The 15353-nt window shown below is 76.1% G+C and carries 8 protein-coding genes; 6 read left to right on the top strand and 2 right to left on the bottom strand.

Going from position 1 to position 15353, the window contains the following annotated elements:
- Positions 1–22: 22 nt before the first annotated feature.
- From ACGWYJ_RS12785 to ACGWYJ_RS12760, 6 genes are read left to right on the top strand one after another with little or no spacing between them, the layout of a single operon-like run.
- On the top strand, positions 23–6727 hold the full coding sequence (locus tag ACGWYJ_RS12785) for an SDR family NAD(P)-dependent oxidoreductase (protein ID WP_395106125.1): 6705 nt from the start codon (positions 23–25) through the stop codon (positions 6725–6727).
- Positions 6724–11016 (top strand): beta-ketoacyl synthase N-terminal-like domain-containing protein, encoded by a 4293-nt coding sequence (locus ACGWYJ_RS12780; protein WP_395106124.1) that lies wholly within the window; start codon positions 6724–6726, stop codon positions 11014–11016. Before ACGWYJ_RS12785 ends, ACGWYJ_RS12780 begins: the two co-directional genes overlap by 4 nt.
- Before the next feature lie 53 nt (positions 11017–11069).
- Entirely contained in the window at positions 11070–11420 is a 351-nt protein-coding gene (locus tag ACGWYJ_RS12775; RefSeq protein ID WP_395106123.1) for an acyl carrier protein, read from the top strand.
- Positions 11421–11424: 4 nt separating this feature from the next.
- Positions 11425–12321, top strand: a complete 897-nt coding sequence (locus ACGWYJ_RS12770; RefSeq protein WP_395106122.1) for an alpha/beta fold hydrolase — start codon at positions 11425–11427, stop codon at positions 12319–12321.
- Positions 12318–13568: a glycosyltransferase gene (locus ACGWYJ_RS12765; RefSeq protein WP_395106121.1), complete on the top strand. Its 1251-nt coding sequence runs from the start codon at positions 12318–12320 to the stop codon at positions 13566–13568. The genes ACGWYJ_RS12770 and ACGWYJ_RS12765 overlap by 4 nt, the downstream gene beginning before the upstream one ends.
- Positions 13565–14473 (top strand): hypothetical protein, encoded by a 909-nt coding sequence (locus tag ACGWYJ_RS12760; RefSeq protein WP_395106120.1) that lies wholly within the window; start codon positions 13565–13567, stop codon positions 14471–14473. The genes ACGWYJ_RS12765 and ACGWYJ_RS12760 overlap by 4 nt, the downstream gene beginning before the upstream one ends.
- A 28-nt stretch (positions 14474–14501) precedes the next feature.
- On the opposite strand, the gene ACGWYJ_RS12755 is transcribed toward ACGWYJ_RS12760, so the two are convergent.
- Positions 14502–14900 carry a hypothetical protein gene (locus tag ACGWYJ_RS12755; protein WP_285696782.1) on the bottom strand — a complete coding sequence of 133 codons (399 nt, stop codon included), beginning with the start codon at positions 14898–14900 and terminating at the stop codon, positions 14502–14504.
- 57 nt (positions 14901–14957) lie between these two features.
- On the bottom strand, positions 14958–15347 hold the full coding sequence (locus ACGWYJ_RS12750; protein WP_395106119.1) for a DUF6191 domain-containing protein: 390 nt from the start codon (positions 15345–15347) through the stop codon (positions 14958–14960).
- Positions 15348–15353 lie beyond the last annotated feature (6 nt).

Below are 15353 nucleotides of genomic sequence, written 5' to 3'. Positions count from 1 at the left end.
ACCAGCGTCCAGGGGGCAGTGAATGACGGCTGAGGTTGGCATGGACGGCACCGAGGTCGGGACGGGACACGCTGGGGGTGGTACGGACGCCGCGCGCGATCTTCCACCGGCCGACATCATCGGGATCGGCCCGTTCGGGCGGCCCGCGCCCCGGCTGGTCGCGGCGGTGTGCCGGGCCGGTGGCCTCGGCGTCCTGGACCTCGGGACGGACCGGGCCGCCGCGCTGGCGGCCCTCGGCGACGTCATGCGCTGGTGGCGGGGCCCGTTCGGCGTCCGCGTCCCCGCGGGCAGCGAGGTCCGCCCCGAGGACCTTCCGGACGCGGTCCGCACGGTCCTAATCGACGCCGCCGCGCTCCGTCCCGAACCGCCCCGTCCGGAACGTCTGGAGCCCGTGCGGGAGGCGCGTCCCGTCGACGAGGCGGGTGCCTGGTCGGCGCCGGGCGGCGACCCGGACGACGACGACTGGACGGTGCGCATCGCTCCCCCCGGCGCCGTCCCCGGTGTACAGAGGATCGAGGGCGTCCCGGGCACCGCGAGCGCGCCCCAGCGGTACGAGCCCGACGACGGACTCATCGACGCGTTCGCGTTCGCGGTGCGAGGCCGCCGCATCCTGGTCGAGGTCGTGGACCCCGAGGAGGCGATCGCGGCGCTCGCCAGGTTCGGCGGGACCGGCGTGCTGGGCGGCCTGATCGCGCGGGGCTTCGAGGGCGGCGGCCGGGTCGGGCACCTGACCACGTTCGTGCTGCTCCAGCGGCTGCTCGGGGACGCCCAGGTGAACGTCCCCGTGTGGGCGTGCGGCGGGATCGGCCCGCACACGGCCGCCGCCGCGGTCGCGGGCGGCGCCGCGGGGGTCGTTCTGGACTCCCAGCTCGCGCTGGTCCGCGAGGTGGAGGCGCCCGCCGACATCGCCGCCGCCATGGCCTCCATGGACGGCGCCGAGACCCGGATCGTCCAGGGCCGCCGCGTCTACGCGGGCTCGGGGGGCAGGCCGCTGCCGGTCGGGCAGGACGGAGCGCTGGCCCGCCCGCTGGCCGCCCGGTACAAGACGGCCGGCGGCGTGGTGCAGGCCATCCGGGCGGAGATCGCCGCCCATATCAGGGCCGCCGTCCGCGCGGAACCGCTCGCCCCGAAGGACGTCCCGGACGCGCCGGAGGCGGGCCGCCGCTACCCGATCGTCCAGGGCCCGATGACCCGCGTCAGCGACCGGCCGGTGTTCGCCGCCGCGGTCGCGCAGGACGGCGGGCTCCCGTTCCTGGCGCTCGCGCTCATGGACGGCGAGGAGGCACGGTCCCTCCTGCGCGACACCGCCGAACGGCTCGGCGACCTGCCGTGGGGCGTGGGGATCCTCGGTTTCGTCCCGCCCGAGGTGCGCGAGGCGCAACTGGAGGCGATCCGCGCGGTCCGGCCCCCGTACGCGCTGATCGCGGGGGGACGTCCCGCGCACGCGGCGTCCCTTGAGGCGGCCGGGATCAGCACCTACCTGCACGTGCCCTCGCCCGCCCGGCTGGAGCGGCTCCTGGCCGAGGGCGCCCGCAAGTTCGTCTTCGAGGGCGCCGAGTGCGGCGGGCACATCGGTCCGCGCGGCTCCTTCGCCCTCTGGGAGGCGCAGGTCGAACGGCTGCTGGCGTTCTGCGACGCGAACCGGGACGCCGACGGCGGCCGGGGCGTCGCCTCCGAGCTGTCGGTGATGTTCGCGGGCGGGATCCATGACGAGCGCTCGGCGGCGATGGTGGCGGCGCTGGCCGGCCCGCTGGCCGAGCGGGGCGCCGACATCCGCGTCCTGATGGGGACCGCGTACCTGTTCACCTACGAGGCGGTCGCGTCCGGGGCGATCACGCCCGGGTACCAGCAGGCCGCCGTCGAGTGCGACGGGACCGCCCTCCTGGAGACCTCGCCCGGCCAGGTGACCCGGTGCGCGTGGTCCCCGTACGTGGAGACGTTCACCGACGAGCGCCGCCGCCTGGAGGAACTCGGAACGCCGCCCAGCGAGATGGGGCGGAACTTGGAGGACCTGAACCTGGGCCGGTTGCGCATCGCCACCAAGGGGCTGCGCCGCGTCCCCGGCGGCGAGCCCCCGCCCGGCGGCGTCGCATGGGACGAGACGCACGGGCTGATCTCGGTGGACTCGGCGGAGCAGCGCCGCGAAGGGCTGTTCATGCTGGGCCAGGTGGCGGCGCTGCGCTGGGCCACCACCAGCATCACGGGGCTGCACGAGCAGGTCAGCACGGGCGCGACGTTCTTCCTCGCCACCCGTGCCGCCACCCTGGGCCTGGCCGGTCCCGAGCCCCGCCGCGAGCCCCCCGCGCCCCGCCCCATGGACATCGCGATCGTCGGTGCCGCCTGCGTGTTCCCCGGGGCCCCGGACACCGCGTCGTACTGGGCGAACATCGTGCGCGGCGTGGACGCGGTCACCGAGGTCCCCGCCGAGCGCTGGGACCCGGAGCTCTACTACGACCCGGATGCCGGGCGTGAGGGCAGGACACCGTGCAAATGGGGTGGTTTCATCCCCGGCGTCCCGTTCGACGCGCTGGCGCACGGCGTGCCGCCCACGTCGCTGGACAGCATCGACCCGGCGCAACTGCTCGGCCTGGAGGTCGCCTTCCGGGCCCTGCGGGACGCGGGATACGGCGACCGCCCGTTCGACCGTTCACGCGCCTCGGTGTTCTTCGGCGCCGCGACGGGCGCCGGGCTCGGCGCCGCGTACGCGATGCGGGCGCTGCTCCCGATGTACTACGGCGACGTCCCGCCCGGCCTGGACGCCCAGCTCCCGCGCCCGACCGAGGACTCCCTGCCCGGCGCGCTCCCCGGCATGATCGCCGGGCGGATCGCGGAACGGCTCGGCCTCGGCGGCACGGCCTGCGCGATCGCCGGTGACAGCGGCATGGCCGCGCTGGACGCCGCGTGCAAGGAACTGCTGTCGGGCGGCAGCGACCTGGTGCTGTGCGGAGGCGCCGACCTGCGCAACGGCATCCACGACTACCTGCTCGCCGCCGCGGCCGGCGAGCTGTCCCCGAGCGGGCGGTGCGCGCCGTTCGACGCCTCGTCCGACGGCTTCGTGCCCGGTGAGGGCGTGGCCTGCGTGGCGCTCAAGCGGCTGGCCGACGCCGAACGCGACGGCGACCGGATCTACGCCGTGATCAAATCGGTGGTCGGGGGCGCCGCGGCGGACGGCGAGACCCCGTACCTGCGGGCCGGTGTCTCCCCGGCCAGGGTGGGCCTGGTCGAGGCGGAGGGCACCGGAACCCCGGACGGGGACCGGGCCGAGCTGGCCGCGCTCACCCGGACGTTCACCGCCGCGGGCGCGCGGCCGGGCGGCACGACACTGGGCTCGGTGCGGTCGCAGATCGGCCACACCCGGGGCGCCGCCGGGCTGGCCGGGCTGATCAAGACGGCCTACGCCCTGCACACCGGCACCCTCCCCGGCACCCTTCACCTGACGGCCCCCACACCGGACTGGGACGCGGCGACCAGCCCCTTCGCCTTCGGGCGCACGACGCGTCCCTGGGCGGCGCCGCCGGCCGGCCGCTACGCGGGGCTGCGCGGCCCCGGTTCCGGCGGCGCCGCCTTCCACGCCGTCCTGGCCGGGTACGACGGCGCTCCCGAGCCGGTGTCGGGGATCAGCGCGTGGCCCGCCGAGCTGTTCCTGATCCGGGGCGCCGGGCGCGCCGCGGCCCGCGCGGAGCTGGACCGGCTCGGCGTGCTGCTGGCCCCCGAACCGCCCGCGTCCCGTCCGCGGCTGCGCGATCTGGCGCGGACGTTCGCGGAGGGTGAGGGCCCGGTCCAGGTCGCGCTGGTGGCCACCGGCCTGGACGACCTGGAACGCAAGCTCGCCGCCGCCCGCGAGTTCCGTCCCGTCCCGGGCGTGTACGTCGCGGACGAGGACAGGCCCGAGAACCCCGGGCAGGTCGCGTTCCTCTACCCCGGGCAGGGCAGCCAGCGGCCCGGCATGCTCGCCGACCTGTTCGTGGCGTTCCCCCGGCTCCAGCGGCTGCTGCGGCTGGACGGCGGCCGGTACGCGGACGCGATGTTCCCGCCCGCCGCGTTCACCCCCGAGGAGGCGGAACGGCAGCGGATCGCGCTCACCGACACCCGGGTGGCGCAGCCCGCGCTGGGCATCGCCGGGCTCGCCGTGCACCGGCTGCTCACCGCGCTCGGGGTCCGCCCGGACCTGGCCGCCGGGCACAGCCATGGCGAGCTTGTCGCGCTGTGCGCCGCCGGCGTCTTCGGCGAGGAGGACCTGATCGCCCTCAGCGCCGTCCGCGCCGAGGCCGTGCTCGCGGCGGCCGGCACGGCGGACGGCACGGTGTCCGGGGACGCGGGTGCGATGGCCGTCGTCGCGGCGCGGCTGGAGGAGGTCCGCACCGTCCTGACCGGTGTCGGCGAGGTCGTGGTCGCCAACCACAACGCGCCCCGCCAGGTGGTGATCTCCGGTTCGTCGGCGGGCATCGACACGGCCCTGGGGGTCCTGCGCGAGCACGGCATCCGCGCCAAGCGGCTGCCCGTCGCGTGCGCGTTCCACAGCCCGCTGGTCGCGCGGGCGTCGGCGGTGCTGCGGGCCGAGCTGGAACGCCGTGACCTCCGCTCGCCCGCCTACCCCGTGTGGTCGAACTCGGGCGCCGTCCCGTACGACACCGACCCGGCCGAGCTGCGCGGCACGCTGGCGGGGCAGGTCGCCGTGCCGGTCCGGTTCGTGGAGCAGATCGAGGCGATGTACGAGTCGGGCGCCCGCGTCTTCGTCGAGGCCGGTCCCGGGCGGGCGCTCACGCAGCTCGTCGGGATGATCCTGGGCGACCGCCCGCACACCGCCGTCGCCGTCGACGCGCCTCCCGAAGAGGGGGAGGGGAGCGGCCTGGAACGGCTGCTTCCCGCCCTGGCCAAGCTCGCCGTGGCGGGCGTCCCGGTGGATCCGCTCCCGCTGTTCTCGGGACGGGACGCGCGGCCCATCGCGGCGGGCGACGAGCAACCGGTGCCCGGCTGGATCGTCGACGGCCATCTCGTCCGCACGGCCGACGGCGCCCCGCTCAGGAACGGCCTGCGGCCCCCCGAGCGCATCTCGCCGTTCCCCGAGCACTCGCCCGAGCACGGGGACGGCCGGCCGGTCCACCTGCCCGCGGGGATGACGGCGCACCAGACCTTGCAGGACAGCGCCGCGGAGGAGGCGGTCCTGGAGTACCTGCGCGCCGGGCGCGAGCTGGTCGCGGCGCAACGCGAAGTGCTTCTCAACTACCTGTCCGGATCCGTTCCGGACGACGGGCGGCATGCGGGCGAGGACACCGGAGCGGGGGACGAGCCCCCGCCCGCCGAGAGCGTCCCGCCCCTCCCGGTTCCTGGGCCGCGGCGCGCCCTGCCCGGCGAGGTCGTCCACGCCGCGATCGAACCGCCCCGCGGGCCGGAGGCCGGAGGCGACTCCGTGCCGTCGTCCCCCGAGCCGCCGAAGGTCCCGGACACGGCCGAGGCGCAAGCCACCAGGCCGCTGCGCCAGGTCGTGCGCATGACCCGGCTCCCGGACGCGCCCGCCGGCCTGGACCTCGAAGCCGAGTCCCGGCGCTACGCGGGCCTGCGGTTCGTGATCGTGGACGACGGCTGCGGCGTCGCCCTCGAACTCGGGGCCCTGCTGGAGCGCATGGGCGCGCAGGTGCGGACCCCGATGGAACCCGAGGGGCCCTGCGACGGCCTGGTGCACCTGGCGGCGCTCCGGCAGGGCTGCGGGCCGGTGCTGCCCGGCGCCTACGGCGGTATCCGGGACGCCCTGAACGGGGGCGCGCGCTGGGTGGTGCTGGCGACCGGTTCGGGCGGGACGTTCGGACGCCGTTACGACGGCAGCGGCATCGGCGACCCGACCCCCGGAGCGGGGCTGCGCGGGCTGGCCCGCACGCTGGCGCGGGAGTACCCGGAGGCGCTGGTGCGGGCGCTGGACGTCGACACCAAGGACAGCCCGCGCGCCATCGCGCTGCGGATCCTGGCGGAGATGGCCGACCCGGACGCGCCGGTCGAGGTGGGGCACGACGGCGGCACCCGGTGCGCGCTCACCGTCGTCCCCACCGGAACGATCAGCCCCGCCGGGACGTTCGCCCTGGACGCGAACGGCGTCGTGCTGCTCACCGGGGGACCGGGCGGCGTCACCGGCCGGGTCGCGCTCGAACTGGCCCGCAGGACCGGCTGCCACATCGAGCTGGTGGGCGCGACGCCGGACTCCCTTCCGGACCGTAGGGACGAGCTGAGCCGCCACGCCGCCTCCGTCCGCTTCCACTCCCTGGACGTGCGGGACTTGCAGGCGGTCAGCGCCCTGGTGGAGGACGTCTATGCGCGGCACGGCCGCCTGGACGGCGTCGTCCACGGAGCGGGGAACCCCGACGACCTTCCCGTCGACGGCGACGATCCCGGCTCCTTCGCCCGGATCTACCGGACGAAGGTCGACGGCGCCCGCGCGCTGGCCGCCTCGGTACGGCCCGATCTAGGCTTCTTCGTGGTGCTAGGGAGCACCACGGGCCCGCGCGGCGGCCCGTACCGGATCGGCCACGCCGCCGCCGGAGACGCTTGCGCCACGCTCGCGCACGTCTGGCGCACGACGCTGCGCGGCCGCATCCTGGTGGCGGGCTGGGACCCGTGGGCGGACGACCCGCAGGCCGTGCCGCCGCTGGACCCGGACACGGCGGTGGCGGCCCTGCTCGACGAGATCGCCCAAGGGGACGAGCCGCAGGTCGTGTTCACGGCGGTTCCCACATGAGGGCCCCGGCCGGCGCCGGTGAGCCGATCGCGATCGTCGGGATGGGCGCGGTCTTCCCCGGGGCCGGCTCGGCGGGCGCGTTCTGGCACAACATCCGCGACGGCGTGGACGCGGTCGGCGAGGTCCCGCCCGGCCGCTGGGATCCGGAGGTCTACTTCGACCCCGGGTGCTACGAGCGGGCGCCCGACAGCGACCGGTTCTACTGCCGCCGTGGCGGGTTCGTCGACGAGCTGGCGACGTTCGACCCGGCCAGGTTCGGGCTCGCGCCGTCCACGGTGGCGGGCATGGAGCCCGACCAGCTCCTCGCGCTGCGGGTCGCCGCCGAGGCGATCGAGGACGCGGGCGGCATGGACCGGCTGCCCGCCGCGGACCGGGTCGGCGTGGTCCTCGGCCGCGCCGGCTACCTCTCCCCGGGCATGGCCAGGTTCGACCAGCGGGTGAGCGCGGCCCACCAGCTCACCGGCGTCCTCGCCGAACTGCTGCCCGAACTGGGCGAGGACCGGCTGGCCGAGATCGGCGCGGCGTTCCGCGCGCGGCTCGGGCGGTGCGAGGACTCCGGCGGCCTGGTGCCGAGCTTCGCGGCGTCCCGCATCGCCGACCGGCTGGACCTGCGCGGCCCCGCGTACACGCTGGACGCGGCGTGCGCGTCCGCGCTGCTGGCGGTGGAGCACGCGGTCCGGGCCCTGCGCGGCGGCCAGTGCGACGCCATGCTGGCCGGGGCCGTTCATCACGCGCACCACGCCACCGTGTGGAGCATGTTCAGCAGGTTGCGGGCGCTGAGCCGCAGCGGGTGCATCCGCCCGTTCGACCGCGCCGCCGACGGCACGCTGCTCGCCGAGGGCACGGGCATCGTCCTGCTCAAGCGGCTGTCGGACGCCGAGCGCGACGGCGACCGGGTGCACGCGGTGATCCGCGGCGTCGGGTCGTCCAGCGACGGCCGCGCCGGCGGCCTGCTGAGCCCGGCCGTGGACGGCCAGGTGCTCGCCCTGGAACGGGCCTGGCGGGACGCCGGTCTCGACCCGTCCGCGCCGGGCGCGGCCGGGCTGGTCGAGGCGCACGGGAACGCGACGCCCGCGGGGGACGAGGCCGAGCTCGCCACGCTCCGCCGCGTCTTCGCCGGCGCCGCGGCGCCCGGCGGCCCGCCGCTGCGGCTGGGCACGGTCAAGTCGATGATCGGGCACGCGATGCCCGCCGCCGGGATCGCCGGTCTGATCAAGGCGGCCTGCGCGCTGCGCGACGGCGTCCTGCCGCCGACCCTGCACATCGAGGACCCGCATCCCGCGCTGTCGGGGACGGGGCTGCGCCTCGTGCGCAAGGCCGCGGAGTGGGAGGCGCCGCCGGGCGGCATGCCGCGCCGCGCGGTCGTGAACGCCTTCGGCTTCGGAGGGACGAACGCGCACGTCGTCCTGGAAGAGCACCGGTCGTCGTCGCGGGTCCGGGCCCGCGCGCTCGTCCAGCCCGCGTTCGACACGGACGCCGTGCTGCGGTTGTCCGCCGACACCCCGGACGCGCTCGGCGAGCTGCTCGCCGAGGTCGCCGAGCGCGGCGCGCCGCCGTCCACGGCCGTGTCGGAGGGGCCGTGCCGGGTGGCGATCGTCGAGCCCACGGCCCGCAAGGTGGACCTGGCGCGCGCCGTCGTGGCGCGCGGCACCCCGTGGCGGGGCCGCAGCGACATCTGGTTCACCCCGCGTCCCCTGCTCGGCGGCGGGCGCGGCGCGCGGACCGCCTTCCTGTTCCCCGGGTTCGAGCCGGCCTTCGAGCCGAGGATCGACGACGTCGCGCGGCGGTTCGGGCTGGACCCGCCCCGCCTCACCGGGCGCCTCGACCCGTACGGCCACGCCACCGACGTGATCGCGACCGGCCGGCTGCTGGCCGAGGCGCTGGCCAGGCTCGGCATCGAGCCGGACGTGACCGCCGGGCACGGCGTCGGCGAGTGGACCGCGATGATCGTGGCGGGCCTGTGCTCGCCCGAGGGCATGGCCGCGGTGGCCGCCGCCGCGCTCGACCACGGCCCGGACGGCGGCCCCGACGCGGTGTACGCGGCGCTCGGCTGCGGCGCCGACCGCGCGCAGGAGATCATCGGGGACGGCTCGGGCGTCGCGGTGAGCCACGACAACTGCCCGCACCAGTCGGTGATCTGCGGACCGCCGGGCGCGGTGCGCGAGGTGCTGGGGCGGCTCGCGGCCGAGGGGGTGATCGGCCAGGAACTGCCGTTCCGCTCCGGTTTCCACACCGCGCTGGCCGTCCCGTACCTGGGGGCCGCGCGGCGCTCGCTCGGCGCGCTGGCCGTCCGCGAGCCGCGCGTCCCCGTGTGGTCGGCGACGACGGCGGCCCCGTTCCCCTCCGACCCGGACGCGGTGCGCGACCTGATCGTCCGGCATCTGGTGGAGCCGGTGCGGTTCAGCGAGCTGGTGGAGGAGCTGTACGGGACGGGCGTCCGCGCGTTCGTGCAGGTCGGACCCGGCAGCCTGCCCGGGTTCACCGGCGACAGGCTGGGCGACCGCGACCATCTGGCGCTCGCCGTGAACGTCCCCAAACGGGACGGGATGGGGCAGCTCCGCCGGGTGGTGGCGGCGCTGTGGGCGGAGGGGTACGGCGCCCCGCCGTCCGCGACGGCCGGCCGCGGCGACGGCCACCGGGGGCCGACCGGGGTCCGGCTCGACCTGGGCACGCCGCTGGTCCGCCTGGACGGCGCCGTGCCGCCGTTGAGCCTGGAGGGCGCGTCCGGCGGCGAGGAATGCTGGCCCGAACTCCCCTCGCACGATCCCGTCATGGCCGAGCTGGACGCGCTGCTCCGCGAGGCCACGGCCGGGGCGCAGAGCGTGGTGGACGCCTACGGCGCGGGCCGTGGCACGGGCACCGACCCGCGGGTCGCGAACCCGGCGCCGGTGGCCGAGGAGGAGCTGACGACGACCCGCACGTTCTCCCTCGACGCCATGCCCTACCTCGCCGACCACTGCGTCATCGAGCAGCCCGCCGGATGGCCCGAGATGTCGGACAGGTTCCCGGTGGTGCCGCTGGCCACGCTCCTGGAGGTGATGGCGGAGACGGCGCGGGAACTGCTGCCCGAACTGGTGGTCGTGGGGTACGAGGACGTGCGGGCGCTGAAGTGGGTGGTGGCCTGCCCTCCGTCGACGGCCTCCATCCACGCCCACCTCGTCCGGGACGAGAACGGACGCGGCGCGGCCGGCGGGCCCAGGCGGGTGCGGGTGTCGATCCGCGGGCACGCCGACGGGACCGTCCTGCTCGCCGAGCGCTACCCCGCCGTCCCGCTCCGCCGCCTGGACGACCGCTCACCGCTGGACGGGGAGGGTCCGCCACCGGTCACCGCCCGGCAGCTCTACGGGGAGCGCTGGATGTTCCAGGGGCCGCGCTTCCAGAGCGTCTCGGAGATCACCGCGATGGCCTGCGACGGGCTGCGCGGCGTCGTGACCCCGTCCGGCGCGCCCGGGGCCGTGCTGGACGGCGCCGGGCAGCTGTGCGGGCACTGGATCCAGGTCTACGGCGAGAAGGACCAGACGGTGTTCCCCACGGGCATCGGGCGCGTCACCCTCTACGGGCCGCCGCCTCCGGAGGGCGACCGTCTGGAGGCCACCGTCTGGAACCGGACCATGTCCGCGACGGGCGTCACCTACGACATCGAGCTGGTCCGGGCGCCCGGCGGCGCCCTGTGGGGACGCGTCGAAGGCTGGACCGCGCGCCGCTTCACCACCGACGAGGCGACCTGGCGCATGCAGCTGACCCCCGAGCTGTCCGGCGTCGGCGAGCCGCAGCCGGGCGGCTGGTGCCTGGCGCGCCGGCACTGGGACGGATCGTCCTCCCGCGACCTGCTGATGCGCCGCTACCTCGGCGCCGCCGAGCGCGCCACGTACCAGCGGCTGCGCCCGCGCGAGCGGGGGCCGTGGCTGCTGGGCCGGATCGCCGTGAAGGACGCCGTCCGCCACTGGCTGTGGGAACGGGGCCACGGCCCGCTGTTCCCGGCGGAGCTGACCGTCCACGACGACGGGATCGGCGGGCACCCCGTGGTCACCGGCCCCTTCGACACGGAGATCTCCGTCGCGATGGCCTGCGCGGACGGGTTCGGCGTCGCGCTCGCCCGTCCCGCGCCCCTGCCCGCCGGGATCGCGATCGAACCGCTGCCCGTGGACGAGGCCGGGCGGCAGGACGGGCGGCAGGACGAGGCGGTGCGGCGGGCCGTGCTGGCGGCCTCCGCGGGCGCGCCCGTCCCCGTGGAGACGCGCACCTTGGAAGGGCACGTCGTGGCGTGGACGACGGCCGACCCCCGATGACGGCAGACGAGCAGAGAGAACAGGAACCAGGAACCTTGGGAGCACGAAGCGAAGTGGCACGAGCGGACGAAGTCCTGTCCGAGGTCGTCCGGGCGCTGGTCGACGTGGTCGGCGACGACTTCCTGATGGAGGTCGAGGTGGGCCCCGAGACCGCGCTCAACGGCGCCCTGGCGCTGGAGAGCGTCGAGTTCGTCGCGCTGGCCGAACGGCTGCGGCACCGTTACGGGGCCGCGGTGGACCCGGTCGCGCTGGTCGCCGGGATGGACCTGGACCAGATCGCCGGCATGACGGTCGGTGACCTGGTGGAGCACATCGAGTCCCGGCTCGGATCCCTCCCGAGCGCGGGGCCCGCGCCCGAGGGACCGGCGCTCGCGGGGTCCCGCACGAGCCCCGCCGAAGTCTGAGCGCATGCCTGAGGTCATCGCGCGGGGCAACGCGTTCCACGTCCAGGTGATGGACCCGCCAGGGGTCCCCGCGGCCGGCCCGGCGCCCGTGGTGGTGTTCGTTCACGGGCCGGTCACCGACGACCCGCCGGGGTTCCGGGACGGCCTCGCCCCTCACGTCCGCGACGCCGGAGCCCGGGGCGTCCTGTACGACCTGCGCGGCCACGGGCGCTCCGCCGGCACCGCCACCGGGTACCGCGTCGCGGAGTCGGTGGCCGACCTGTTCGCGCTGCTGGACGCGCTCGGGCACAGGCGGCCGGTGTTCCTGGTGGCCCGCGGCTTCGGCGGCGCCATCGCGCTGAACGCCGCCCTGGCGCGTCCCAGGCGGGTCGCGGGCCTCGTGCTGATCGACGCCTGCGGGCCGTCCGAGCGTCCGGGCGAGTGGAACGAGGACCTGCTCAACACCCTCGGCAGGCTGGCGCTCGTCCTGGAGTACGAGCGGCCTGCCGGCCCGCGGGCCGTCTTCGGCCGCTGGGAGGCGTCCGCCGGCGTCGTCAACCGCACCAGCCTGCTCGATGATCTCGCGTCCGCCGAACCGGTGCCGCCCGCCGCGCTCGCGCGGCTGGCGTGCCCCGTCCTCGCCGTGTACGGAGAGCGCTCCGGCATGGGGGCCGACGGCCTGAGAGAGGCGCCGCGCCTGCTGCGGCGCTGCGTCCCCGACTGCACGCTGCACATCCTGGCGGGCCACGACCACGGCCTCCCCGCCGAGGGCACCGCCGAAATCCTGGAGGTCATGTTGCCCTGGTTGTCCGAACGGCTGCCCCACCCGCCGGCCCCCCGGCTCGGCCACCAGGCGGGCACGAACGTCCGGAGCGTCCCGGAGGTCCGCGACGGAGCGCGGGCGGGAGGTGTCGCGCCGTGAGCCGCAGAGTGCGGGTGCCGTCCCTGCTCGGCGAGGACGGCACGCTCAAGCGTCCCACCCCGCCGCGCCGCGAAGGGGACGACCGGCGGCGCTTCCTGTTCACCGTCCCCCCGCTCCCCGGGCATGTGGCGCCGACCGTCGCGGTGGGCGCGGAACTGGCGCGGCGCGGCCACAAGGTGGCGTGGGCCGGTCACCGCGCGACCCTCGAACGGCTGCTGCGGCGCGGCTCGATGATCTTCACGGCGGAGGACGACGCGCTCGGCCCCCGCCTTGAGCGGGCCCGCCGGGAATGGCTCGGCCTGCGCGGACCGGCCGCGCTGCGGTTCCTGTGGGAGGAACTGATCGTCCCGCTCGGGGAGGCGACGCTGCCCGGCGCCCGGTCGGCCATCAAGCGGTTCCACCCGGACGTGGTGGTCTCCGACCAGCACGCGCTGGCCGGTGCGGTGGCGGCGCGGTCGGCGGGCCTCCCCTGGGCCACCTCGGCGGTCACCTCGGCCGAGTTCGCCCGGCCGCTGGCGGCGCTGCCCCGGGTCGAGGAGTGGGTCCGGGACGTGATCGGCGACTTCCAGGCCGGGCACGGCATCGGCGACCCGCTCGACCCCCGCTTCTCCGACCACCTCGTGCTGGCGTTCACCACCGGCGGGCTGATCGGCGACACCTCCGTCTTCCCCGACCACTTCGCGTTCGTCGGGCCGGTGCGGGCCAAGCCGTCCGGCGGCGACTTCCCGTGGCCGTGGCTGGACGAGGGCGGCGACCGCCCGGTGGTGCTGGTCGACCTCGGCGAGACGGACGGACCCGCGGGGGAGCGGTTCTGCCGGACCGCCGCCGAGGCCGTCCGTGGCCTGGACGCGCGGGCCGTGGTCGTCGCGCCGCCCCGCGCCGTCCCGGAGCCGCCGGGGAACGTGCTGGTGCGCGAGCGTGTCCCGCGGTCCGCGCTGCTCAAACGGGCGTCGGCGGTGGTCACCCTCGGCGACCACGGCCTCGTCTGCGAGGCGCTCGCCGACGGCGTGCCGTTGGTGGTCGCGCCCGTCCGCGCCGACCAGCCGGTCGTGGCCGGGCAGGTGGCCGGAGCGGGGGCGGGCGTCACCGTCCGGTACGGGCGCGTCCGGACCGGCGAGCTGCGGTCCGCGCTGGGCGCCGTGCTGGACGATCCGGGCTTCGCGGACGCCGCCGCGCGCGTCGGCGCGTCGTTCACCGCCGCCGGTGGCGCGGCCGAGGCCGCCGACCGCCTGGAGAAGCTGGCATGACCTCGGCCGTGTGCGCCACGGCCGGCGCGCGAGTGACCGATCCGGACCTGCGGCTGACCGCGTACGTGTTCGAGCGGATGTTCGGGGAGGCGCCCGACGGCCTGCGGCACGTCCCGGGAGCCCTGACCTTGCTGGGCGGCGGCGAAGGGCACGCCCTGACGGTCGGCCTGCGCTGGGGCGTGACCGTCGCCCTCGCGCCGGGCCCCACCGACCTTCGTTCGATGAACCACCACTCCGACCGCTACACCGACGCTCAGGGCGAGCCACCGGATTGGGCGGCGCCCGCTCTCCGCGCCCTGACGGCGCACAAGGTGGCCGGGGCGCGGATGGTGGTGAATCGTGAGCTGCCCCTTGAGACGGGCCTGCTCAACGGCGGTGAGACATACTGCGTCGTGTCACAGGCTTTGCATGACCTTCACGGCACGGAGGCGGCTGCCGACTGTGACCCCACGTCCCGCCTCGGGCACCTCACGGCTCTGCACGCTCGTCCTGGGCAGGCCCTCCTGCTGCGGGGCGACGCCGTGGAGCGACTGCCGTGCGACCTGGCGAAGGCGGGACTGCGGCTGCTGGTGATGGATCTCGGCATCGACCGTACGCTCCCCGTCGTCCACAGCCGCCTCCTAGCGCTCACCGCCGCTGCCGCGCTGCGGGCAGGGGACCTGGGGGCCTTCGGAGCCCTGCTCAGTGCGGGACATGTCCGGGGCGAGTTCGCGTTCGACCTGGCCCTGGACACCGCGTGCGGGGCCGGGGCGCTGGGCGGCCTGGCGATCGGGCGGTGCGTGGTGGCTCTGGCACCGGTACGGGCCGTACCGCAGATACGCAAGAGCGTGCAGACGATGCTGCACGGCCTGGGTGAACGGCCGCCACGCTTCCTCACCGCCGTCCCCTCCGGACCACGGGCCTAGGCCGGTTTGGGCCTGGGCCGGTTGGCGGTCAGAGCTTCGGTGTGAAGGGACGGCGGTAGTCGGGGTCGTCGGGCTGCTCAAGGCCGCGCAGGGCCGTCTCCACCAGCTCGATGCCCTGGAGCAGCCTGACCAGGCGCGCGCCCTCGCGGCGGTAGGTGTCGAGCACCGCCTCGATGCCATGGGGCGGGACCACGTCCCCGAGATCCACCCTGGCCGTGCGGAACCCCTCGCGGGCCGCCTCGACGGAGGCGTTCACGTGGTGCCTGGCCATCCTGGCCAGGGCGACGGGATAGCGGCGCAGCACGCCGTAACGGCGGTACTCGGGCGGCACGAGTTCGAGCAGCCACGCCAGCGCCGTGTCCTCGAAGCGCTCAGAGCCCGGAGGGTGGACCTGGGACGGCCAGCCGGGCGGAACATACGTGCTCACGACGCCACGATATCCGACTCTCGAACATGTGTTCGATACTGCTCGGACAGATGTCACTTACTGGGACGCGGCGGGCGGATCATCGGCCACGGGGGGCGCGGTGCCGCCCGCCCGGCGGATGCGGATCTTGCCGGACTCCAGGTCGTCGCGGACGGCGAGCCCGTCCCCGGCCTCCCGGTGGTCGTCCTGGCGGCGCGTCTTCTGCGCCTCCTGCTCCTCCTGCTTGACCTTCTTGGAGCCCTCGAACGCGGAAGCGAGATCCTCGAACATGCCGCCGCCGAACCCGGCGCCGGTCTCGCCGTCCCCGCGGATCGCGCCCATCAGGGACGTCCTGCCGGTGCCCTCCTGGGGCCAGTCCACGACCTCCGGCTCCTCGGCCGGCCTGGGCCGCCCGAGCGCGCGGCCCTTGATCTTGACGCGCTTACGGCGACGGAAGGGTGACTTCACACGAAA

Source organism: Actinomadura sp. SCN-SB (genome assembly GCF_043906805.1).
In the GTDB taxonomy this organism is placed as follows: Bacteria; Actinomycetota; Actinomycetes; order Streptosporangiales; family Streptosporangiaceae; genus Spirillospora.
This window is presented reverse-complemented; position numbering and strand designations above follow the sequence as displayed.

Coding starts and splice junctions, on each gene's coding strand:
- ACGWYJ_RS12760 (WP_395106120.1), top strand. CDS start 13,565: ATGACCTCGGCCGTGTGCGCCACGGCCGGCGCGCGAGTGACCGATCCG.
- ACGWYJ_RS12785 (WP_395106125.1), top strand. CDS start 23: ATGACGGCTGAGGTTGGCATGGACGGCACCGAGGTCGGGACGGGACAC.
- ACGWYJ_RS12780 (WP_395106124.1), top strand. CDS start 6,724: ATGAGGGCCCCGGCCGGCGCCGGTGAGCCGATCGCGATCGTCGGGATG.
- ACGWYJ_RS12770 (WP_395106122.1), top strand. CDS start 11,425: ATGCCTGAGGTCATCGCGCGGGGCAACGCGTTCCACGTCCAGGTGATG.